The organism is Provencibacterium massiliense (genome assembly GCF_900169495.1).
In the GTDB taxonomy this organism is placed as follows: domain Bacteria; phylum Bacillota; class Clostridia; order Oscillospirales; family Ruminococcaceae; genus Harryflintia; species Harryflintia acetispora.
Genome location: NZ_FWCH01000008.1, coordinates 36415 through 58894, shown reverse-complemented (window position 1 = coordinate 58894; position 22480 = coordinate 36415). Strand labels below are relative to the sequence as shown.

Sequence of the window (22480 nt, the reverse complement as noted above, 5' to 3'; positions counted from 1 at the left end):
CGTGCAGGAAAAATAAGGATGTTTTTCTGGAACAATGTGGTTGTGAACTTTTCTGGTATATGTTACATTGTTCTTATAAAAGCATAAGAGCGGAGGCAACATCCTTGCAGACGAAGAGACTGGATAAGCTTTATAATGAATATCTGATCGTAAATTCCCTCAAGACCAGCGGGAAGCTGAGTATTCCCTCGATCGCCGCGTCGACCGGGTTGAGCCGCCCCACGGTGGATACCATCGTCTCCCAGCTCGAACGTGAGGGCATGGTGGAGACCGACGGGTTTGCCCAGTCGGTCACCGGGCGCAAGCCGGTGCTGTGGCGGCTGCGTTCAGACAGCGGTTATTTTGTCGGGGTGGATTTCGAGCCTCCCGTGGTGCGGCTGCTGATCCTCAATATGTGTCGTGAGACGGTGTTCTCGCGCTCCATCCAATTTCCGCAAAGCTTTCATGCGGATGAGGTGCTTAAGCTGCTGGTGTCGGCGATCCGCCAGGCGATGGAGGAGGCGGGCGCACCTCTTGCCAAGCTGCGCTCGATCAGCGTGGGGAACCCGGGGAGCATCGACAAGCAGCGCGGGCTCTCGGTGGCCATGCACAACTGCCCGAACTGGAATAATGTCCCGATCTGCGAGCGGCTCGCGCAGGAATTTGACTGCGAGACCGAGATCGAGAACGTCATCCTCTACATGGCCAACGTCGAGCGCGAGCGGCTCGCCGGTCAGAATGTGCGCGATTTCGTCTATGTCGCGCTGCGCACCGGTGTGGGCGCGGGGGTATGCCTTAAGGGGGAGTTGTACAGCGGCGCCTCGGGAAACGCCGGGCATTTCGGCTTTCTCAGCGTGGGCAGCCCGCTGTGCCGCAGCGAGCATAGGCTGGAGGAATATGCCGATACCGCCATGCTGCTGCGGCGTATGCGGGAGGAAGGTTTGCTTTCCGGCGGCGAGGGGGAGCAGGACGGTGAACGGCAGATTTGCATCCTCGCCGAGCGCGCCCAGGAGGGCAACCCGGCGGCCATGGATATCCTGGAGGAGCTTTCGGACTTCTGGGCGTATGGGCTCTCCTGCGCCATCAACCTGTTGGATATCCCGCTGTATGTGGTGGGGGGCCTTCTGGCCCGCATGAACGTCTATGCACCCGAAGTGGGCAGCCTCTTTTTGGACATGGTCCGAAAGCGCTGCGTGCAAAACTATCTGTATGAAAAAAAATATTCCTTTGAGCTGTGCTATGCCCAGGATGTGCCCAATGCCGCGGCTTTGGGCGGGGCCTTGCGCGGGTATGAGACCTTCTTTAAGCGGTATGCGCCGTCGGCTGAGGGAAACCATCTGGCGGTGAGCGGCTAAAGAAGGGAGACGCACGGCTTGCCGACAGCCGCCTCTGGCGGCAGGAGGAGCGCGCAATGATTGTAGATACCCACTGCCATTATTGGTCGCTGCAGGGCGTGCCCTATTATAACAACGCACCCCTGGAACTTTATCTAAAGGAGCAGAGAATTGATAAGATTTCCCTGATCTGCATGAATGAGAAGGAGAATGAAGGGATGTGCCGGCAGGTGCGCGCGCATCCCGGCACCTATTTTGGGATCGCCTACCTGGATTTTAACCGGATGAAGGATTCCCTCACAAAGCTGCGGGCATGGGTGAAGGAGGGAATTGTCAAGGGGGTGAAGCTCTATCCCTACTTCGAGCACTTCGATGTGGATGATAGGGCGATCTATCCCTTCTATGAAACCGCTGTCGAATTGGGGCTCCCGGTACTGCCGCACATGGGTTGGGTCTGTATGGATGAGGATGCCTCCTGCCATCACAAGGGCAGCTACCGCCATACCGGCTTCCCGGTACAATACGGCAGGGTGATGGAGGACTTCCCCGCCCTCAAGCTGATCGTCTCCCATCTGGGCGGGAACTATTACTACGAGTTTTTGACCATGGCCGAGCGGTTCGGGAGCATGATCATGGAGACCGCCTGGCTGCCAGACTACTGCATGCGGCATTATCCACCGCTCGATATGCCCGGTTGGATCGAGCACGCGGTCCGTTTTCTCGGCCCCGAGCGGGTGATGTATGCCGGGGAGGGCGTCTTCCCACAGGATATTCTGAGGCTCGACCTGCCCATGGCGCAGAAGTCGCTCATTCTCTCGCAAAACGCCGTAAGGTACTTTGGACTGTGAGAAGGGAGTGGTTGCAATGAAAAAATTAAAGGCCTGCATTGCGGGAATGGGGTTTGTCGGCGCGGTGCATGCCGAGGCGCTGCACCGCACCGGGGCGGCCGAGCTGATCGCGGTTGCCGATCCGGCCAAAGCCGCCCAAAAGGCGGAAAAATGCGGGGCTCCGCGCGGGTATGACGACGCCCTGGAGATGATCGAGCGGGAGCGCCCGGACGTGCTGCATATCTGTACGCCCAACCGCTCGCACTATGAGCTCGCCCGCTTCGCGCTGGAAAAGGGGATCCATGTGCTTTGTGAGAAGCCGCTGTGCTCGTCGTCCGACCAGGCGCGCCAGCTCTGTGAGCTGGCAGAAGAGCGGAGGCTGCGCTGTGGGCTGAACCTCAGTTTTCGCTATAACCCACAAATCATGCAGATGCGCTCACTGATTTCACAGGGAAAGCTGGGACGGCTTTTTTCGGTCCACGGCTCCTATTTGCAGGACTGGCTGCTCTACGACACCGACTACAGCTGGAGGCTGGAAACCGACTTTCCCGGCGAGACACGGGCGGTGGCGGACATCGGTTCGCACTGGATGGACCTTTGCCAATTCGTGAGTGGACAGAAAATTACGGCGGTGATGGCCGAGTTTTCCACCTTCCACCGGCAGCGCAAAAAGCCGCTGCATGGGTCGGAGACCTTTTGCGCCGCAAACGGGGCGGCACGGGAATGGCAGGAGGTGCCGGTCGGCACTGAGGATTGCGCCTTGCTGATGTTTCGCTTTGAAAGCGGGCTGGTGGGCAGCTGTACGCTCAGCCAGGCCTTTGCCGGGCGCAAGAACCAGCTCCTGCTTTCAGTCGCCGGCAGTGAGAGCTCCCTTTGCTGGGACAGTGATTGCGGCAACCGGCTCTGGTGGGGCCGGCGGGACGGCTACAATCAGGAGATCGAAAAGGCTCCGGAGCTGCTCGAGGAACCTGCGCGCCGGGTTACCGGCTACCCCGGCGGCCACGCTGAAGGGTTCGCGGACACCTTTAAGCAGGGCTTCCTGGACTTTTACGGATCTCTTACCAAAGACGCAAACGCCGCGGGCTGCTACGCCGGATTGGAAGACGGGCTGAGACTGCTGCAGCTATGCGAGAGCGCGGCGCTCAGCGCCCGTGAGCACAGATGGGTCGAGCTGCCTTGATAACGCTTGCCTAAACGGCAAAAAGGCTCCCGGTCTGAAACGATCGTTTCAGACCGGGAGCCTTTTTGCCGCCCGTCCCTACCGCAGCTCGACGGTATAGGAGAAAAAGTCGCTGCGCACCACGCCGTCGCTGAACTCGATCGCCCGCGTGCCGTCATAGGCGACGCGGGACTTCTGCATGACGGTGACGTCCGGCTCGATGTGCAGCAGCCTCGCCTCGTCCTCGCGCAGCCGGGCCCCGCGGATGGTTTCCACCGCCCGGGAGATGGACAGCCCCATCCTGGCAAAGGTGTTGTACAGCCCGTTTTGATCGATCTGCTCGGGGGTCGCCTCGGAAAAGAGGTCGTGGGGGAGATAGGTGGTGTCCAGCGCGAAGGGGACCATATCGGCGTAGAAGAGGCGACGCAGGCGGATGACGCGCCGCTCCTTGGTCACGTTCAGGCGGCTGCACACCTCCGAGTCGGGATAGATCAGGGAGAACTCCAAGATTTTCACCGTGCAGCGGATGCCCCGCCTTCTCAGCTCCTCGCGCAGGCTGTAGGACTTGGAGAGCTTGTGGTCGAAGGGCTTGTTTTTGACGAAGGTCCCCTTGCCCTGCTTGCGGTAAACCTGGCCGCGCTGCTCAAGGATGTCCAGCGCCTTGCGCACCGTGGCGCGGCTGACCCCATATTCCTCGGAAAGTTCCCGTTCGGTGGGCAGCTTTCGCCCTTCCTCCCATTCGCCGGACTGGATCTTTTCCCTCAAACGGCTCAACAGCTCACTGTAGCGATAACCGTTTTCCTCCATGCTCATGACCATTCCTTTCTCGGGAAATGCTACCGGGGCGTCCGCGTCAAAATGCCGCTGTGGAAAAGGCCGTTCCCCAGTTCGATGCAGTTTCTTTATTCTACCATATTTTACGTATCTTGTCATTATTGGTACGAATCTTTTTCAATATTATATATAAATTTTAAATAATAATTGACATAAATATAGTATAATGTTAATATTGGTATGTACCAATAGAGCAAATTAAAAATTAAGGAGGTTTATCATGAAGAGGCATATGAAGAAGATGTTGGCGGCGCTTTGCTGCCTGGCGGTCGCGATCGGCGCGTTCTCAGGCTGCGGCCAGAGCCAGGGCGCGCCGGCCGAAAGCGAGCCTGCGAGCGCGCCTCCCGCGGCGTCCGGGCAAGCGTCCGAACCGGAGAGCGAGACCGCCGCGGGCGGGGAGATCACCGTCATGCTGCCGCCCTGGGCCGAGCCGAGCCCCGAGCTGCTGCAGGAGTTCACCGACGAGAGCGGGATCAAGGTGATCCTCAACGTCGTCGGCTGGGACGACATCCGCAACAAGATTTCCATCGCCTCGGTCGGGCAGGCCGCGGTGGCCGACGTGGTCGAGGTGGACTGGTCCTGGGTGGGCGAGTTCGGTGCCGCGGGCTGGATGGAGCCGCTGGACGTGGACGCCGCGGTGCAGGAATCCATGCCGCCGATCTCCTCCTTTATCTATGACGGCCAGGTGCTGGCCGTCCCTTACTCGAACGACTTTCGGATCGCCTTCTACAACAAGGAGCACTTCGAGGCCGCCGGCGTCACCGAGCCCCCCGCCACCTGGGACGAGGTGATCGAGGACGTCAAGAAGGTCAAGGAGGCCGGGATCTGCGAGTACCCGCTCTCCCTCATCCTTTCGGCGACCGAACCGACCACCAACACCATGCTCTGGCTGACCAACGCGAAATACGGGCCCTTCTTCAACGACGACATGTCGGTGAACCACGACAACGTGCTGAATACGTTAAACTTTGTCAATGGCCTGGTCAATGTCGACAAGCTGGTCGACCCGGCGAGCCTCAACATGAAGGACACCGAGGTGGACGGCAAGATGATGGCGAACTCCTCCAGCTTCATGGTGGCGGCCATCGCCTACAACGAGCGCCTGGACGATCCCGAGCAGTCCCAGGTGGTGGATAAGACCGACCCGATCCTGGTACCCGGCAGCGAAGCGGTGCGCAGCGCCACCTTCGCGCTCCCCGAGGGGCTGGGGATCCCGAAGTATGCCGTCAACAAGGAAGCGGGCAAAAAGTTCATCGACTGGTACACCGCCCCCGAGACTCAGATCAAGCTCTACGGCGAGCAGGGCAACATCCCGACCTCCAACGTGGCGCTGGAAAAGATGATGGAGGAGGGCACGCTCAAGGACGGCGAGACGGTGATCGAGCAGACCACCTACATCAGCTCCCCCTTCCCGGGCGGCATCCCCGAGTGGTATTCCGAGATGAGCAACGCCGTGTACAACAACGTCAACCAAATGGTGCAAGGCTCGATCACCCCCGAGCAGGCCCTTGCGGGCATCGAGGATAAGGTGAACGAGCTTCGCGGATAGGAAAACGAGTATGACCAATTGACAGGAGGGAATGAGTATGAAACGCATATTGAGTCTGATTTGCTGTCTGTCGGTGATGACCTCTGCCTTTGCCGGCTGTGGCAGCAAGCCCGCCGAGAGCACATCTTCCGCACAGGCGCCGCCGTCCTCGGCCCCGGCCGATAGCCAGGCCGCCCCCGAGGAAGAGGCCCCGGCTGAGAGTGCCGCGGGAGGAGAGATCACCGTCATGGTGCCTCCGTGGGCCGAGCCTTCGCAGGAGCTTCTGGACAGCTTCACGGCCGAGAGCGGGATCAAGGTCGTGATGAACATCGTCGGCTGGGACGACATCCGCAACAAGATTTCCATCGCCGCGGTCGGGCAGACCGCGCCGGCCGACGTGGTCGAGGTGGACTGGTCCTGGGTGGGCGAGTTCGGCGCGACCGGCTGGATGGAACCGATCGAGATGACCCAGGAGGAGAAGGATGGCATGCCCACCGTACAGTCCTTCATCTACGGTGACGAGGTGCTGGCCCTGCCCTATGCCAACGACTTCCGCCTGGCCTATTACAACACCGAGCATTTTTCACAGGCCGGCGTGGACGCCGCGCCGCAAAACTGGGACGAGACGATCGCTGCCTGTAAGAAGATCAAGGAGGCGGGGATCTGCGAGTATCCGCTTTCCTTCACCCTCTCCGCCACCGAGGCCGCCACGACCAGCCTTCTGTGGATGACCCTCTCGAAGTACGGCGATTTCTTTAACGACGACTTCTCTGTCAACAAGGACAATGTCCTAGGCGCTTTGACCTTCTTAAATTCCCTGGTCAACGAAGAGAAGCTGATCGATCCGGCCAGCCAGAACATGAAGGACATCGAGGTCTACGGCAAGCTGACCGCGGGAGCCGCCAGCTTCATGGTGGGCCCGACCTACTTCATCGGGCTGATCAACAACCCCGAGGAATCCCAGGTGGTCGGCAAGGCCGCCGCGACCCTGGTGCCCGGCAACGGAACCATCAAGACCGCGACCTTCGCCCTGCCGGAAGGGGTGGGCATCCCGAAGTACAGCGAGAACAAGGAGGCCGCGCGCAAGTTCATCGACTGGTACACCTCCCCCGACATCCAGGTCAAGATGTACGGGGAAAAGGGCAACATCCCGACGCGCACCGTCGCGCTCCAGCAGCTCATTGACAACGGCACCATCGAGGGCGGCGACGTGCTCATCGAGCAGTCGGACTACATTTCCGCCCCCTTCCCGGGCGGCATCCCGGAGTGGTATCCCGAGATGAGCAACACCATCTACAACAGCGTCAACCAGATGGTGCAGGGGGCCCTGACCCCCGAGCAGGCCTACGAGAACATCGCCAGTCGGGTGGAGGAGCTCCGCCAGTAACAATTTTCGGCTTTCCGGCAGCGGCCCCAGGCGGGGCCGCTGCCGGCGGCTCGGTTCGGGGCCCGCGTTTTTCACAGGAAGAGGGGGACTATGATGAAGAAGAAACGAAACGTTTTACCATACGCCATGCTCATACCGGGCTCGGTGCTGATGATCGCGCTGGTGTTCTACCCGATCATCGTCACCTTCTACTACAGCCTGCAGCATATGAAGCTGACCGCGCCGCAGGACAACCGGTTCGTCGGGCTGCAAAACTACCAGAAGATTCTGAGCGACTCCTCGTTTTGGTACTCGCTGCAAAACTCCATGGTCATCCTGGTGGTGGTCGTGGTCCTCACCGCCGTGGTGGGGCTGGCGATCGCGCTGCTGCTCAACGTCGACAGCAAGCTCAACGGCGTGCTCACCGCCATCGCCATCATCCCCTGGGCGCTGCCGCCCATCGTCAACGGCGTGATGTGGCGCTGGATCTTCCACCCGAGCTTCGGCTTTTTAAACAGGCTGCTGCTGCGCCTGGATTTGGTGGAACAGCCGGTGCAGTGGCTCAACAGCCGGTGGTCCATCATGCTGATCGCCTCGCTGGTGGTCGCCTGGCGGAACATCCCCTTCTGCGCGGTGGTGACGCTCTCGTCATTACAGGCCATCCCGCGGCAGATCTACGAATCCGCCGTGATCGACGGCAGCGGCACCTGGCAGACCTTTAAGCACATCACCCTGCCGCTGCTGGTGCCGAGCTTCGGGATCGTGCTGACCTCGACCTCGATCAACGCGATCAATGTCTTTGACGAGATCGTCTCGCTGTCCGGCTATGGGGATATGAGCAAAAACCTGATGATCGACGCCTACCTGCGCACCTTCAGCTTCTTGGATTACGGGGTGGGCAGCGCGCTGACCTATATCATCATGATCCTGGCCGGGATATTGGGGCTTATCTATATCCGCAACGTCTACCGGGAGGTGAGTTACCTGTGAGCCGTAAGAAATCGCCTGCCTTCCGGGTGGTCTACACCCTGGCGATCATCTGCTTCGTCGCCTTTTCGCTGGGGCCGATCCTCTGGTCGTTCATCATGAGTATAACCCCCCAGTCCGAGATGCTCGCCAACTCCACCAATTTCTTTCCCAAGAACCCGACCTTCCAAAACTACATAAAGCTGATCGCCGACTCGGACCAGCAGGGCCTGCTCTTCCGCAAGGGACTCGTCAATTCCATCAAGGCGGCCTTTTTGTCGCTGCTGCTGGGGATTCCCTTCGCCGTCTCGTTCGCATATCCGCTGGCGAGGATCAAGTTTAAGGGCGTCAAGCTGATCCGCGACATCCTGCTGTTCACCATGGCCATCCCGGTCTTTGCGACCATCATCCCGCTGTACCGGCTGTTCGTCTCGCTGCAGCTGCTGGACAATCTCTTCGGGCTGGTGCTGGTCTATATCACCTCCTTTTTGCCGCTGACCGTCTGGCTGCTGATCAGCTACTTCGACACCCTGCCGCGGGAGCTGGAGGAGGCCGCCTATGTCGACGGATGCTCCCGCTTCGGGACGATGGTCCGGATCATCCTGCCCATCTCCTACCCGATCATCTTCGCCGCCTCCCTGATCGTCTTTCTGACGACCTGGAACCAGTTCCAGATCCCGCTGATCCTGGCGCCCTCCCATGCGACCAAGCCGATCGCGGTGGTCGCCTCCGAATTCGTGACCAAGATCACGGTGGACTACGGGCTGATGAACGCGGGGGGCATCCTCGCGCTGATCCCGCCTTCGATCGTGGCGATCGTCTTCCGCAAGTTCCTGATCACCGGGATCGTCGGCGGCGCGACCAAGGGATAGGGGGCGGATGGCATGAACGGTACGATGACCGAGGTCCTGGCCGGGGTGGACATCGGCGGGACCAGCGTCAAGGTGCTCGTGTGCGACGCGCGCGGGCGCAAGGTCTGCTTACAGAAATCCTCGACCCTGCCCGCGTATCTGGGCACCGACGGCAAAACGCCGGACACCGGCCCCCAGCGCCGCTTCGACGGGGAGAAGCTCTGGCTCATCACGGCACAGACGATCGCGCGGGCAATGAAGGAGCTGCCGCAGGGCTGCCGCCTGCGCTCCATCGCGGTGAGCAGCTGCGGGTGCACCGTGCTGCTGCTGGACGAGAAGGGGGAGCAGATCGACTTTTCGGTCTCCCCCGGGGAGCTCGCGCGCGAGGCCGCTTACTACGCCGGATGCTTTACCAACCAGGAGTTCTGCGCGCGCACCGGCTACCCGCTGGAGGAGAACAATTCCGGCTTCCACATCAGCGCCTTCTGCCAGAGGGAGCAGGGGCGCAGGATCGCGCACGTCGTCTCGGTGGACGATTACATCGCCTACCGCCTGAGCGGGGAGATCACCCGCAACTACAGCACCGCGCTCTCCTGCGGCATGTGGGACTGGGGCGAGCGGGGGTGGCTTTCCCGCTTCCTCATGCGCACCGGCCTTCTAGAGGAGCAGCTGGGCGCGCCGCTGGAGAGCGGCACCCCCATCGGGCCGGTCTGCCAGACGGCGCTCGAGGAGGCCTGCCTGCCCGACGGGGTGCTGGTGTGCACCGGCGGGCACGACTACGAGTGCGCCGCCTTCGCCTGCCACCCCCTGGTGGAGGGGAACCTCTTCTCGATCACCGGCACCATCGACATGCTCGCCTTTTTTCAGCGCGGGGAGCTGCCGGAGCCGATGGAGGAGTGCCGCCACATCTGTGACCGGCATGTGATGCCCGGCGAGCACAGCAGCATGATCGAGACGCTGGGCGCCGTACAGACCGAGTGGCTGAAAAACAGGGTCGTGGCCGACGAACAGTTCGGCTTCGCACTCGGCTGGGACGACTATTTTTCCCGCCTTGCGGGGCGCTATGGCGCGGACTTTCGCAGCACCGAGCTCTTCCTGCCCCGGGTGTTCGGCACCTATTTCCCATGGGTGGACCGCGACAGCCTCGGGATGTACGCGGGGCTTTCCAAGGATACCGATGCGTCCGCGCTGCTGCTGGCCACCGTCGAGGGGATGGCCTTTCAGACCAAGAAGATGGCGCATGTCCTCAAGGGGGATTTTTCGGCGCAGGACGCCGTGGTGATGGTGGGCGGGGGCAGCAAGGACCCCACCTGGCTGCAGGTCAAGGCGGACATTTTGGGAAGCAGGCTCATCATCCCCGCGCTGCCCGAAGCCTCGGCGACGGGCGCGGCGCTGCTGGGCGGGGTGGGCTGCAAGGTTTTTGCCGGCCACCGTGAGGCGGCGCAGGCCTGCGAAGGGGCCATCCGGCAGGAGGTCCTGCCGGACCCGCGGCGCAGCGCCTATTTCGGGGAAGTTTACCGGGAGGTTTACCTCCCGCTGGAGAGGACTATGAACGAGTTTGACAAAAAGAGGCTGCAAATCAATCAACGATACGAGAGGTGACAGCGTTATGAAAACGGTAAACTTCGGGGTCATCGGGGGAGGGAGCATCTTTTCCCCCGAGCTTGTGGACCTGATCGCCAAGGACATCGGCGCCTTCGGCAGGGTGAACATCCGCTTTATGGACGTCGACCAGGGCCGGCAGGAGGTGGTGTGCGGGCTCTGCGAGCGGATCGCCAAAAAGAGCGGCGCCCCGATCAGCATCTCCTATGTGGACAGCTACGAGCAGGCACTCGAGGGGTGCGACTACATCCTGATCCAGTTTCGGATCGGGGGGGAGGACATGCGGATAGACGACGAGCTGCTCGGGAAGAAATATAAGATCCCCTTTGTGGAAACGGTGTCGGTCTGCGGGATCGCCACCTTCCTGCGCACCTACTATGAGGCGGAGAAGCTGGCAAGGCTGATCGTGGACAAAGCGCCGCAGGCCTGGGTGCTCAACTTTGCCAACCCCGCCGAGCTGGTGGCCCAGGCGCTCGCCGGGTGCGGGGTCAAAAAGGTGATCGGGGTGTGCAACGCCTCGACACGGCTGATCGGCTTTTTGAAGGAGAAGTTTCACTTCGGCGACGAGGACGACTACTTCATGACCTGGCGGGGGCTCAACCACCTGACGGTGGTGGACTCCTTCCAGCTGCGCGGGAAGGAGATCATGCCCGAGATACTCCGCGATATGCAGGACTATGAGAGCGACCGCACCCCCTTCCCGGCGGAGCTTTGCCGGGAGCTCGGGTTTTTGCCCAACCAGTACTTCCAGTATTATTTCCTCGAACGCGAGCTGATCGGCAAGGAGCAGCAGGCTGCTCAGGTGCGTTCCCAGCTGGTCAAGGAGATCAACGGCGAGCTGCTGGCGGAATACAAGACGGCCGACTTTGTGCCCGAGGCGCTGACGAGGCGGGGCGGCTACGGCTATTCCCGCACGGTGGTCGAGGCGATCCGCTCGCTGCACACGGGGGACCGGCGGACCCATTACTTGGTCACCGAAAACCGCGGCGCCATCCCCGAGCTGCCCTACGAGGGCTTTGTCGAGGCGCCCTGCGTCGTCGGAAAGAATATGGTGCGCCCGATCGCCTGCGGCAGGCTGCCCGCGGCGGCGGCCCCGCTGATCGGCGCGATGAAGGCGTTTGAAACCGAGCTGATCGCCGCGGCCAAGGAGCGCAGCCGCACGCGGCTGCTGCGCTGCATGATGATCCATCCGCTGATCGGCGACTACCGGATCGCGCAGCCGCTGCTTGAGGACATCCTCTCGCACAACGCCCCCTATCTGCCCGAGTTTCACTGAGCGGAGGCGTGGAAATGAAAAAATCCGATCTCGACCGGGTGTATGACCGCTCCGGCACCCAGTGTATCAAATGGGAGCACCTTCCGCCCGACGCGCCCGAGGGCGCGCTGCCGCTCTGGGTGGCGGACATGGATTTCCCCTGCGCGCAGCCCATCGTGGACGCGCTCCATGAGCGGATCGAGCAGAAAATATTCGGCTACACCGAGTACGACACCCCGGCGTGTAAGGGGGCGGTCACCGGCTGGTTTCGCCGCCGGTTCGGCTGGGAGATCGACCCCGCTCATATCTTCTTTTCCCCCGCCGTCATCCCGGCGATGGCTTATTTCATCGACGCGCTGACAGCCCCCGGGGACGGGGTTTTGATCCAGCGCCCGGTGTACTATCCCTTCACCAACATCATCCTCGGCGGCGGGCGGCGGGTAGTCAACAACCCCCTGCGCTACCGCGGCGGGGCCTATGAAATGGACTTCGGGGACCTCGAGCGAAAGCTCGCCGATCCCGGCACCAAGGGGATGATCCTCTGCAGCCCGCACAATCCGGTCGGCCGGGTCTGGAGCGAGGAGGAGCTGCGGGAGGTGGTGCGCCTTTGCAGCCGGTACGGCAGGTGGATCCTCGCCGACGAAATCCACTGCGACCTGGTGCGCCGCGAGGAGCGGCACCATCCGATCCTCAAGGTCTGTCCCGAATATGCCGATCATATCGTCGTCTGCACCGCGCCGACCAAGTCCTTCAACCTCGCCGGGCTGCAGGTTTCCAACATCATCATCCCCGGCGCCGCCTTCCAGGAGGTCTGGCGGCGGCAGGCCGAAGCACGCTTTGCCATCTCGACCGACAACCCGCTGGGGTTCGCCGCGATGGCCGCCGCTTATAACCAGTGCGAGGACTGGCTGGACACGGTCAACGAATACATCGACGACAACATCCGCTTTGCGCGGAAATACCTCGAAAAGCGCCTGCCAAAAGCGGTGATGGTAAAAGCCCAGGGCACTTACCTCATCTGGGTCGACCTGCGCGCCTACTGCGCCGACAGCAAGCGCCTGCGCGAGCTGATGGTCCGCCGCGCCGGGGTGGTGCTCGACGAGGGGGACATCTTCGGAAAGGAGGGGAGCGGCTTCGAGCGGATCAACGCCGCCTGTCCGCGCTGCGTCCTCGCCGGGTGTCTCGAGCGGATGGCCGGGGCGCTCAATGAGGGATCGCTGCTTATAAGTTCCTCCTGACAATATGTGCCGCGCCCCGCCGCAGCAAAAGCTGCGGCGGGGCGCGGCATTTTCCCGGGAGGCTATGTGCCCGGCGGCGGGCGGAGCCGGGAAAAGAAAGACCGTTAGCATAGTCTGCTAACGGTCGTCTTTTTGTTCTGTTTTCGCGGGCGGTTCGAGCGCTGCGAACAAAATTCCCGCCTTTATCCTAATTATATCCTGTTCTGGCGAATTTTGCAAGGAAAAGGGACGGCTTTTTTCTGCTCCCCCGGGGCGGGCGGCCGCAAGCAGACTATTCTGCTGGTCTTTCTTATTTGGGGGAGACGAGATGAAGAAAAAATGGAAAATAGCCATGCTCGCCGCCGCGCTCGCCCTGCCGCTGGCTTCCGGCGCGGGGGCCGCGCAGGAGGAGGGGGTGAGTGTGCAGGTGCGGGACGGCTACAGCTGCGCTTACGGGATCGACGTCCCCTTTACCCGCTCGCCGCGCACGCGGGAATACACCTTCACCGTCTATCCCGGCGAGGCGGCATACGGGGAGCCGGAGGTGACGGCGGACGTGACCATCGAGCCCGCGGGCACGTCCACCGTCCACCTGCCGCTGCGCTACGACCCGGTCGCGCCGAGCAGCTGGACGCTGACGGTGGCCGCCCACGTAGAGGAACAGCGCACGGGGCTGGACCGGGAGGCTTCGTTTACCAAGACCTTCACCACCCGGCCCACCTGCGGGTGCGCGGTTGGGACAAAGGGGGCCTTCTACGCGGGGGACGGCAGCGGGGGCAGCCCCTTCCGGGTGGCCACGCCCGACCAGCTCAATCATGTGCGGGTGCACAACGAACGCTGCTACCGGCAGATCGCCGACCTCGATTTTGCGGGCTGGGGGGATTTTGCGCCCATCTGGCCGAACGCGTCGCTCAGCGCCAACCATGCCGTGGCGTACGGCGGGTTTATCGGCACCTATGACGGGGGCGGGCATATCTTAAAAAACCTGCATGTCGTCAGCGCGCCGCTGGGACCGGTTTACAGCCTCCCCGACTACGACGGCTACACCACCTCGCTCTTCGTGGGCCGGAATATGAAGCTCTATAACCTCGGGATGGATGCGAGCTGCACGGTGGTGAGCAAGGAAGTGTATATCGGCTCCCTGGTCAGCTCCCCGGGCATGATGGACAGCGTCGTTGAGATCGAGCGCTGCTACAGCGCGGCGGCCCTCACAGTCCCGGAGGGCTACACCAATTATGCCGGCGGCGTGGTCGGGCTGGTGACCGGGCGGGTCCTCATGAAGGACTGCTTCTTTGCGGGGAGCCTGTATTCCCCCAAGCGCTGCAGCGGGCTGATGGACCAGGTGCATGACGGCACCTCCTCCCTGTCGGACAGCTACAACATCGGCAGTATCGTGGGCAGCGCCGCCAGCCGCGACGGCCTGTGGAGCTACGCCTATGATCATACCGTCCCCACCGCCGCCAGCTTCTCGGTGAGCACCTGGCCGACCGTGCACGGGACCAACCTGGCGCTGTCCGGCTTCTCGGCGCCGGGCACCTTCTCCGCCTGGGATTTCGATTCGGTCTGGCGGATGGGCGAGGTGACCCGCCGCACCAGCGCCGGCGGCACCGAAACGGTCCAGGCCCCGGTGCTGCGCGTCTTCGACCACCCGCTCGATTCGTGATATGTTTGCAGGTCCCCGAAGCCTTCGGGGACCTTAAATTTTTGCTTGCAATTTTGATGGCGCGGGGGTAATATATGGGTGAAATGTTATAACAAACAAAGGGGTGGAAGAAAATGTTGCTGAAGGAATACCAACCGAGGAGCGAGCTGGTCCTAAAAGAGACCTATGTGGAGAAGCCCGCCTTCCCGGTCTACGACTGCCACACGCACTGGGGGAAGCTGATGATGGGGGACGGCTACACCGAGCTGTATGACACGGCGGCGGCGGTGACTTCCCTGCGCGAAAAGGGGATCCAGGCGGTGGTCAATCTGGACGGCTTCGACTTTGACGAGCTGGACAAGATGAAGCGAAAGATCGCGGGCCAGGAGGACTTTTTCCTCAATTTCGGCAACGTCGACGTCTCCCGGCTCGACGAGCCGGACTTCGGAGACTATGTCAAAAGCAGTCTGCGCTACGGCGTTTCACAGGGGATCAGAGGGCTCAAGTTCTGGAAGCCGATCGGCCTCGGGATCAAGGACGGCAGCGGGAAGTACATCACGCCGGATGACGAGCGGCTGCGCGTGATCTGGGAGGAAGCCGCCCGCTATTCGTTGCCCATCCTGTTCCACATCGCCGACCCGCCGGCCTTCTTCAGGCCGATCGACCGCTTCAACGAGCGTCTTGAAGAGCTTGGGGAGCATCCCGACTGGTCGTTCTGCAATCCCGAGCTGTACTCCTTCGAGCAGCTCATGGAGATGCAGCAGAACCTTCTGCGCAAAAACCCTGACACCACCTTTATCATCGCGCACGCCGGCTCCTATTCCGAGAATCTTTTGCAGGTGGCGCAGTGGCTGGAGGAATTCCCGAATATGCGCATAGACATCGCCGCGCGGATCGGGGATCTCAGCCGCCAGCCTTATACCGCCCGCCGCTTCTGCATAAAATACTCCAAGCGGATTTTCTTCGGGACCGACTTCCATCCCGTCGAATCGCCGGACAGCTACAACATCTACTACCGGATTCTGGAGACCGACGACGAGTATTTTGACTACAGCCTGTCCCCGACCGGCGGCCAGGGCCGCTTCAAGGCCTACGGGCTCTACCTGCCCCGGGAGACGCTCGAGGACATCTATTGCGGGAACTTTAAACGCCTGTTCCACATTTCTTAAAAATACATAGACCGACCGACAGAAAAAGCGGCCCCGGCGCTGGAAAACGAGCGCGGGGGCCGCTTTGGCTTTCGGTTTTTTATTTTGCCTGTTCGGGTGGCGGGGCGCTGGCGTAGGACGGCCCGCACAGCTCGAGGTTGCACCCCGCCTCGCGCAGATCGCCCGCCAGCGACTGGGGCAGGCCGGAGTCGATGAGCAGCGCATCCACCTCCTGAAAGCGCAGCAGGGTCGCGAGCCCGTCCTGGTAGAGCTTCTGATGGTGGGCCATGGCGACGGTGCGGTCGGCGCATTCGCGAAAGCTGCGGTACTGGGGCAGGTGCGAAAAGTCGTCGGTCATCAGCCCGTGGCGCACGCTGATGGCCTTGGCGCCGGTGAAAAAGGTGTTGATCCTGAAGTGGGCGGCGTTGTCGCTGGTGAAGAAGCCGTAGGTGCATTGCTCGGAGGCGTTGAGGATGCCGCCCAGCAGGATGAGCTGGATGTTCTCTTCGTACATCAGGGCGTTCTGCACCAGCAGGGAATCGGTGAGCACGGTCAGATGCTGGAAATCCTTCAGCAGCGGGCAGAGCTCGAGCACCGTGGAACCGGCGGAAAGCAGGATGGTGTCCCCTTCATGGATGTATTGCAGTGCCCTGCGGGCGATCGCTTCCTTCTCGGCGTGCGATTCCTGCGAGCGCCGCAGCACCGGGGGCTCGGGCCGGTTGCTGCGCAGGATCATGGCGCCTCCCCGGAACCGGCGAATGTATTTTTTTCCCTCCAGGGTCATCAGTACCCGCCTGGCGGTGCTCTCGCTGATCGAGAGGTATTCGCAGAGCCGTTCGGTGCTCACACTGCCCTGCTCCTCAATAAGGGCGAGGACCTTCTTTTGCCGTTCGCTGAGTTTTTTGCCGTCCATGCCGTTGCCCACCTTTTCGCTTACTTACCTTTATTCTATAACAGAAGGATGGGAAAATCAAGAAAATGACGGAAATCGTGCAACTTTTTCGATTGGTTTGACCGGAAATATGAAGTCAAATGGTAATTTGACAAGAAACTGCAAAGAGAAACGCGATATTTTAGAAAAATTAAATAGAAACACCTATTGACTTTCTGGATTTTGATGTGATACAATCAAACTAAACCAAGAAAATGATTGGTTTCAGTCGAAAATAAAAGGAAACACCGACATCAATTGACTGAAAACGGTCAAAATATGGAAAACAAACCAACTAAAAGGAGGAAATGTCATGAGGACTGGGAAGAGACTGCTTGCCATGCTGCTGAGCGCGGCGCTGCTGCTGGCTTCGGGCTGCACGGTGACCACCGAGGATCAGGGCGGGAGCCAGGAGGCGCAGCCCCCCGAGGCGAGCGCGAGCGAGCCGGCCGGCGAAGAAAGCGAGGAGCCCCAGGAAGGGGTGACCACCATCAACTACTGGAGCCACAACGGCGAACAATTTATCGAGGCGAACAAGCAGATCATCGCCAAATTCGAGGAGCAGAACCCGGACATCAAGATCAAGTACGACATCTTCCCCTTCAACGAATTGCAGGAGAAGATGAAAGCCTCCTACGCGGCGGGCGCGGAGAGTGACTGCCAGCAGATCTTCGGCACCTGGGCGGTGCAGTATACCAAGAACGGGATGTTCAGCGAGGTGCCCTTCCTGACGATGGATCAGGTCAAGGAGAGCTACTTCGAGCCGACCTACGCGGGCTATACCTATGAGGACAAGCTCTACGGGCTGCCGCGTGAGTTCAGCATCGAAAACGGCGGCGTGCTCTATTATCCCGAGGACCTCAAGGCCGCCGGGTACGACGAGTTCCCCAAGACCTATGACGAGCTGATCGACGCGGCCAAGAAATGCACCCAGTACGATTCGGGCGGCAACATCACCCATGTGGGCTTCGACATGTTCGGGCCGGACAACGTGCCGTATACCTTCATCTCCTTCCTGCTGCAGTACGGCGGGAACTACTGGACCGAGGACGGGCACGTCAACTTCACCTCGCCTGAGTCCATCAAGGGCATGCAGTCCCTGGTCGATCTGGTGCTTACCCACAAGGTGACCGATACCAAGCACATCTCCGAGTCGGACGACCTGTCCGAATACTTCTTCAAGGGCAACGCCTCGATGTGCATCATCGGGCCGTGGACCATCGCGACCGGCGTGAACCAGTTCGGGCTGGACAACTTCGATTACGGCCTTATGCCCTCGATCGCCAACGACTCCTATGCGTTCGCTTCCCCGACCGGCTGGGGCGAGGTGGTGTCCGCGCGCAGCAAGAACCTGGAGGCCACCTGGAAGTTCATCGAGTTCGCCACCAACGAGGAGAACAGCCTGCTCTTCAACGACGTGACCTATACCGTTCCCGCGCAGAAGGCGGTCGCCAATTCCCCGGAATTCCTGGAGAAGAAGCCGATGCTCGCCCCCTCGATCAAGGTCCTGCCCGAAGGCATTCCGATCGGTCCGTTCCCGAACGCGCCCTTCTTCAAGAAGACCGTTTACGACCACTTCGTGCGCATCTGCAACGGCGAGGAGACGGTCGAGCAGGCGTGTGAGAACATCGAAAACGAGATCAACCGAGACATCGACGACAGCAAACTCTCTTAAAGAATCATAAAGAGGAGGTGCCCGGATGGAGGGTAAGGAATATGTCCTGGGAGTGGACGTCGGCGGGACCAAGATCGCCGTCGGGCTGGTCAGCCGCGACGGGGAGATCGGCAGGAGCCGCCGCTACCCGATGGACCGCAGTGACCAGGAGCATACCCTTCGCTCCATCCGGGACGCCATCGAGGATTTCATGGAGCGGGAGAGGCCACAAATCAAGGCGATCGGTCTCGGACTGGTGGGCCGGGTGGACACCGCCGGCGGGATCTGGAGCCGGGCGGTCAACCTGTCGCTTTTCCAGCCGGTCCCGCTGGGGGAGGAGCTCTGCGCGCGCTACGGCGTGCCGGTGAGCCTCGACAACGACGTATTCAGCGCCGCGCGGGCCGAACTGCTTTTTGGCATGGGGCGGCAGTCGAAGGATTTCCTGGTGCTCAATGTGGGCACCGGCATGTCGATCGGGATCGTCAGCGGCGGGAGGCTGGTGCGCGGCGCCGGCAACGTGGCCGGCGAGGCCGGGCACACGGTCGCCGGGGTCTGCGAGCGCACCTGCAAGTGCGGGCGGGCCGGGTGCCTGGAGTGCTTCTGCTCGGGCGGCGGGATGATCGAGCGTGCGCGCGAGCTGCTACCGGACTATCCAAAGAGCACCCTTGCCTCCCTCCCTGCGGGGGAGCTGCACTCGGTCTCGATCTTCGCGCACGCAAGGCGGGGCGACGCGCTCGCCGCCCTGATCGCGCGCGACGCGGTGGACGGCCTTTGCGCCGGGTGCTGCAACCTGGTGTCGCTGCTCAACCCGCAGTGGATCGTGGCGGCGGGCGGCGTCTTCCGGGAGGAATCCCTAATCGAAACCATCGAGGACTATGTGCGCAAATACGCCTTCTCCAGCAGCCTGATGGATTTTAAAGGCGTGCGCCTGTCCGCGCTCGACCCGGCCCACGCGGGCCTGCTGGGCGCGGGAGCGGTCGGCTGGCGGCCGCTTGAATGAAAGCTTAAAGGGAAACGGGCCCCGGCGCCGGCTTCCCCGGGAAAGGATCGGATACTGAATGAGAAGAAAAATTGTACTGGTCGGCGCGGGGAGCGCCGTTTTTACAAAAGGTCTGCTGCTCGACATCATTGAGCGGCGCGACGAGCAGTGGAGCGTCGGGCTGGTGGATACCGACCCGGTGGCGCTGGATGTGATCGACAAGCTCAGCCGCAAGATGGTGGAGCAGAAGGGCGCCGACATCGAGCTGAGCGCTTCGGTGGACCGGCGCGACATCCTGCCGGGGGCGGACTATGTGGTCAGCACCATCGGCGTTGGCGGCCGCCGCGCCTGGGAGCAGGACGTGTTCATCCCCCGCAAATACGGCGTCTACCAGCCGGTGGGCGACACGGTGGGGCCGGGCGGCCTCTCGCGGGCCATGCGGATGATCCCGCAGCTGTGCGACATCGCGCGGGACATCAAGATCATCTGTCCCGACGCCCTTTTCTTAAACTACGCCAATCCCATGACCATGAACTGCATGGCCATCCGCCGCGAGACCGGGGTGCCGGTAATCGGGCTGTGCCATGGGGTGAACAACGGCCTGGGGCGCATCTCGAGGTTCATGGGCCTGCGCAAGGAGGACATCTCCTTCACCGCCTGCGGGCTCAACCACATGGTTTTCCTCTACCAGATGCGCAAGGATGCAAAGGACCTCTTCCCCTATTTTGTAGAAATGCTCGATAAGGTTCCGGTGGAGGAGCGGCAGATCGGCCCGCTGACCGAGAACTTCGTGCGCGAAAACCACAGCTATGTGGTGTCGGACGACCGGCATTATTCGGAGTTTGTGCCCGAGACGACCCTTCGGGGCGCCTACCGCGGCGGAGAGCTCGGGGTAAAGTATTATTCCTTCGAGGGGACCATCCGCGAGGGGGACGAGGAGTTTGAGGAGCACCGCCGCTACGCCTACAGCGCCGAGGCGCTGCCCGAAAGCTTCTTCGAGCGGGAGAGCGGCGAGCACGAGCAGCTAATGGACATCATCGGCGCGATGATCTACGACCGGCCCGGCATTTTCTACGTCAACCTCCCGAACTGCGGGGCGGTTGCGGGGCTGCCGGACGAGACGGTGGTCGAGCGCCCGGCGCTGATCTCAGGCTCCGGGATCCAGCCGCTGCAGTTGCCCGACTTCCCCGTTACGCTCCTGCCGCGCCTGGCGCGCTTCGCGACCATCTATGAGATGGCGGTGCGCGCGGCGCTCGAAGGGGACCGCGGCCTCCTGCTGGGCGCGATGTGCGAGGCGAGCGCCATTTCCGACAAGGAAACGGTGCGCAAAATGATGGAAGAGCTGCTCGCAGCGCAGAAGGAATACCTGCCGCAGTTCTAGGCGGCCTTTAAAAACAGGAGGGGAGGGATCCTGACATGAAAAACGCCGGTGGGAACGCACCGCCCCGCCAGAAGCTGGGACGCGCGCAATCGAGGTTCGTGTTCTGCTGTCTGGCGCCAGTGATGGTGCTGTTCGTCGTCTTCCTGCTCGCGCCCATCGCGATCAGCGTGGTGCTGTCCTTCTTTAACTACAGCCCCTTGAGCGATAAGGCGGTCTTCGTCGGACTCAAGTATTATTCCTACATGCTGACCGACCCGAACTTCATCAAGACGATCGTCAACACGTTGATCTTCGTGGCTTCGGCGGTTGCAATCAATCTGGTGCTGTCCACCTCGATCGCGCTGATGGTTTATTCCCTGACCAGTGCGCGCATGCGCGAGATGTTCCGGGCGTTTTATTTCCTGCCGGTCATCGCACCGCTGGTGGGCGCATCGCTGGTCTGGAAGAACATGTTCGATCCCCAGTACGGGCTGGTGAGCATGATCATGGAACGCTTCGGATCGGACTTTAGCATCTACTGGCTCTCGGACGCCCGCTACGCCCTGATCGCGGTGATCATCGTCACCCTCTGGCACGACCTCGGCTACAACATCGTCATTCTGACCACCGGGCTCTACTCGATCCCCAAGACCTACTTCGAGTCGGGCAAGATCGACGGGGCCAACCGCTGGCAGCTGTTCTGGAACATCACCCTGCCGCTGCTCTCGCGCACCATGGCCTTCGTGAGCGTGATGACCATCATCTCCTATTTCCAGGTCTTCACCCAGGTGCAGATTATGACCCGCGGCGGGCCGAGCTACGCCACCCAGCTGATCGCGGTGTCGATCTATCAGAACGCCTTCGAGTTCGAGCGCATGGGCTACGCCTCGGCGATGGCGGTGGTGCTGCTGGTGCTGATTCTCTGCGTGTCGCTGATCCAGATGAAGCTAAACCAATCCGACTGGGAATATTAGGAGGGATATGCCGTGAAAGATAAAACCGTGCGCGTGTTCCTGGTCATCTTCCTGAGCCTCGGCTCGGTGGTGATGATGTTCCCGTTTGTGTGGATGGTGCTCAACGCCTTCAAAACGACCTCCGAAATTCTCGCGGTGCCGCCCTCCCTTTTTCCCAAGGTGATCTACCTGGGCGGGTATGTCAAGCTTTTCAGCGAGTCGCCCATCCTGTATTGGTTCCGCAACAGCCTGGTGGTGGTCACCGCGGTGGTGATCCTCCAGCTGTTTACCAGCTCCTTGAGCGGGTATATCTTTGCCAAGTTTGATTTCCGCTTTAAGAATTTCTGTTTCATCATGGTGCTGCTCACCCTGATGATCCCGTTCCAGGTCATCATGATCCCGGTCTATCTGATCGTGAGCAAGCTGCACCTGCTCAACACTCTCTATGCCCTGATCGTGCCCAGCATGGTCAGCGCGTTCGGGCTGTTCCTGTGCAAGCAGTTCATCGAGACCATCCCGACCGACCTGATCCATGCGGCCCGGATCGACGGGGCGGGGGAATTCAGGATTTATGGGAGCATTATCCTGCCCAACGTACGCTCGACCCTGTCCGCTTTGGCCATCTTTACCTTTATGGGCACCTGGAACGATTACCTCTGGCCGCTGATCACCATCAACGACACCAACCGCATGACCATCCCGCTGGCGCTCAACTTCTTCAGCGGCCAGCACAGCAAGGAGCTCAATGTGGTCATGGCCGCCTGCACGGTGGTCATTCTGCCCGAGATCATCGTCTACCTGCTCTTCCAAAAGCAGTTCATCCAGGGCATGGCCCTCAGCGGAATGAAGGCTTAGCGCGGCCGGACGATAACAGCCGATTACAGAATAAGAAGGT

At 61.1% G+C, this 22480-nt stretch carries 19 protein-coding genes; 17 read left to right on the top strand and 2 right to left on the bottom strand.

The genetic code is table 11. From position 1 onward, the window contains the following. Positions 1 to 104 precede the first annotated feature (104 nt). From B5477_RS01070 to B5477_RS01060, 3 genes are read left to right on the top strand one after another with little or no spacing between them, the layout of a single operon-like run. A complete protein-coding gene (locus B5477_RS01070; protein WP_159448888.1) occupies positions 105 to 1334 on the top strand; it encodes an ROK family protein in 1230 nt (409 codons plus the stop codon). A 56-nt stretch (positions 1335 to 1390) separates the two neighbouring features. Continuing rightward, positions 1391 to 2161 carry an amidohydrolase family protein gene (locus B5477_RS01065; RefSeq protein WP_079697996.1) on the top strand — a complete coding sequence of 257 codons (771 nt, stop codon included), beginning with the start codon at positions 1391 to 1393 and terminating at the stop codon, positions 2159 to 2161. Positions 2162 to 2177: 16 nt separating this feature from the next. Beyond that, positions 2178 to 3320: a Gfo/Idh/MocA family protein gene (locus B5477_RS01060; protein ID WP_079697995.1), complete on the top strand. Its 1143-nt coding sequence runs from the start codon at positions 2178 to 2180 to the stop codon at positions 3318 to 3320. A 78-nt stretch (positions 3321 to 3398) separates the two neighbouring features. Here B5477_RS01060 and B5477_RS01055 read toward each other — a convergent pair whose 3' ends face one another. Continuing rightward, a complete protein-coding gene (locus tag B5477_RS01055) occupies positions 3399 to 4112 on the bottom strand; it encodes a GntR family transcriptional regulator (protein ID WP_159448887.1) in 714 nt (237 codons plus the stop codon). A 241-nt stretch (positions 4113 to 4353) separates the two neighbouring features. Here B5477_RS01055 and B5477_RS01050 point away from each other — a divergent pair, with 241 nt between their 5' ends. From B5477_RS01050 to B5477_RS01010, 9 genes are all read left to right on the top strand, one after another. Further along, a complete protein-coding gene (locus B5477_RS01050) occupies positions 4354 to 5682 on the top strand; it encodes an extracellular solute-binding protein (RefSeq protein WP_079697993.1) in 1329 nt (442 codons plus the stop codon). 37 nt (positions 5683 to 5719) lie between these two features. Further along, the gene (locus B5477_RS01045; protein ID WP_079697992.1) at positions 5720 to 7048 is read left to right on the top strand and encodes an extracellular solute-binding protein; all 1329 of its coding nucleotides are present in this window, start codon (positions 5720 to 5722) and stop codon (positions 7046 to 7048) included. 93 nt (positions 7049 to 7141) lie between these two features. Next, positions 7142 to 8017, top strand: a complete 876-nt coding sequence (locus B5477_RS01040; protein WP_079697991.1) for a carbohydrate ABC transporter permease — start codon at positions 7142 to 7144, stop codon at positions 8015 to 8017. Beyond that, positions 8014 to 8865 carry a carbohydrate ABC transporter permease gene (locus B5477_RS01035; protein WP_242942089.1) on the top strand — a complete coding sequence of 284 codons (852 nt, stop codon included), beginning with the start codon at positions 8014 to 8016 and terminating at the stop codon, positions 8863 to 8865. The genes B5477_RS01040 and B5477_RS01035 overlap by 4 nt, the downstream gene beginning before the upstream one ends. 12 nt (positions 8866 to 8877) lie before the next feature. Next, positions 8878 to 10446 (top strand): FGGY-family carbohydrate kinase, encoded by a 1569-nt coding sequence (locus B5477_RS01030; RefSeq protein ID WP_079697990.1) that lies wholly within the window; start codon positions 8878 to 8880, stop codon positions 10444 to 10446. Between the two features lie 7 nt (positions 10447 to 10453). Next, positions 10454 to 11722, top strand: a complete 1269-nt coding sequence (locus B5477_RS01025) for a family 4 glycosyl hydrolase (RefSeq protein ID WP_079697989.1) — start codon at positions 10454 to 10456, stop codon at positions 11720 to 11722. A 14-nt stretch (positions 11723 to 11736) separates the two neighbouring features. Then, on the top strand, positions 11737 to 12939 hold the full coding sequence (locus B5477_RS01020; RefSeq protein WP_079697988.1) for a MalY/PatB family protein: 1203 nt from the start codon (positions 11737 to 11739) through the stop codon (positions 12937 to 12939). Positions 12940 to 13246: 307 nt separating this feature from the next. Continuing rightward, entirely contained in the window at positions 13247 to 14581 is a 1335-nt protein-coding gene (locus B5477_RS01015; RefSeq protein WP_079697987.1) for a hypothetical protein, read from the top strand. 113 nt (positions 14582 to 14694) lie between these two features. Continuing rightward, positions 14695 to 15729, top strand: a complete 1035-nt coding sequence (locus B5477_RS01010; protein ID WP_079697986.1) for an amidohydrolase family protein — start codon at positions 14695 to 14697, stop codon at positions 15727 to 15729. A 79-nt stretch (positions 15730 to 15808) separates the two neighbouring features. Here B5477_RS01010 and B5477_RS01005 read toward each other — a convergent pair whose 3' ends face one another. Next, on the bottom strand, positions 15809 to 16621 hold the full coding sequence (locus B5477_RS01005; RefSeq protein ID WP_079697985.1) for a DeoR/GlpR family DNA-binding transcription regulator: 813 nt from the start codon (positions 16619 to 16621) through the stop codon (positions 15809 to 15811). Between the two features lie 331 nt (positions 16622 to 16952). Between B5477_RS01005 and B5477_RS01000 the strand changes: the two genes are divergently transcribed. The 5 genes from B5477_RS01000 to B5477_RS00980 are packed head-to-tail and all read left to right on the top strand — an operon-like array spanning position 16953 to position 22440. Continuing rightward, positions 16953 to 18314: an ABC transporter substrate-binding protein gene (locus B5477_RS01000; protein WP_079697984.1), complete on the top strand. Its 1362-nt coding sequence runs from the start codon at positions 16953 to 16955 to the stop codon at positions 18312 to 18314. Positions 18315 to 18339: 25 nt separating this feature from the next. Further along, positions 18340 to 19293: an ROK family protein gene (locus B5477_RS00995; RefSeq protein WP_079697983.1), complete on the top strand. Its 954-nt coding sequence runs from the start codon at positions 18340 to 18342 to the stop codon at positions 19291 to 19293. Positions 19294 to 19351: 58 nt separating this feature from the next. Next, positions 19352 to 20653, top strand: coding sequence for a family 4 glycosyl hydrolase (locus tag B5477_RS00990; RefSeq protein ID WP_079697982.1), 1302 nt, complete (start codon positions 19352 to 19354; stop codon positions 20651 to 20653). Between the two features lie 35 nt (positions 20654 to 20688). After that, positions 20689 to 21606 (top strand): carbohydrate ABC transporter permease, encoded by a 918-nt coding sequence (locus tag B5477_RS00985; protein ID WP_079697981.1) that lies wholly within the window; start codon positions 20689 to 20691, stop codon positions 21604 to 21606. A gap of 12 nt (positions 21607 to 21618) precedes the next feature. Further along, a complete protein-coding gene (locus B5477_RS00980) occupies positions 21619 to 22440 on the top strand; it encodes a carbohydrate ABC transporter permease (protein WP_242942088.1) in 822 nt (273 codons plus the stop codon). The last annotated feature ends 40 nt before the right edge of the window (positions 22441 to 22480 follow it).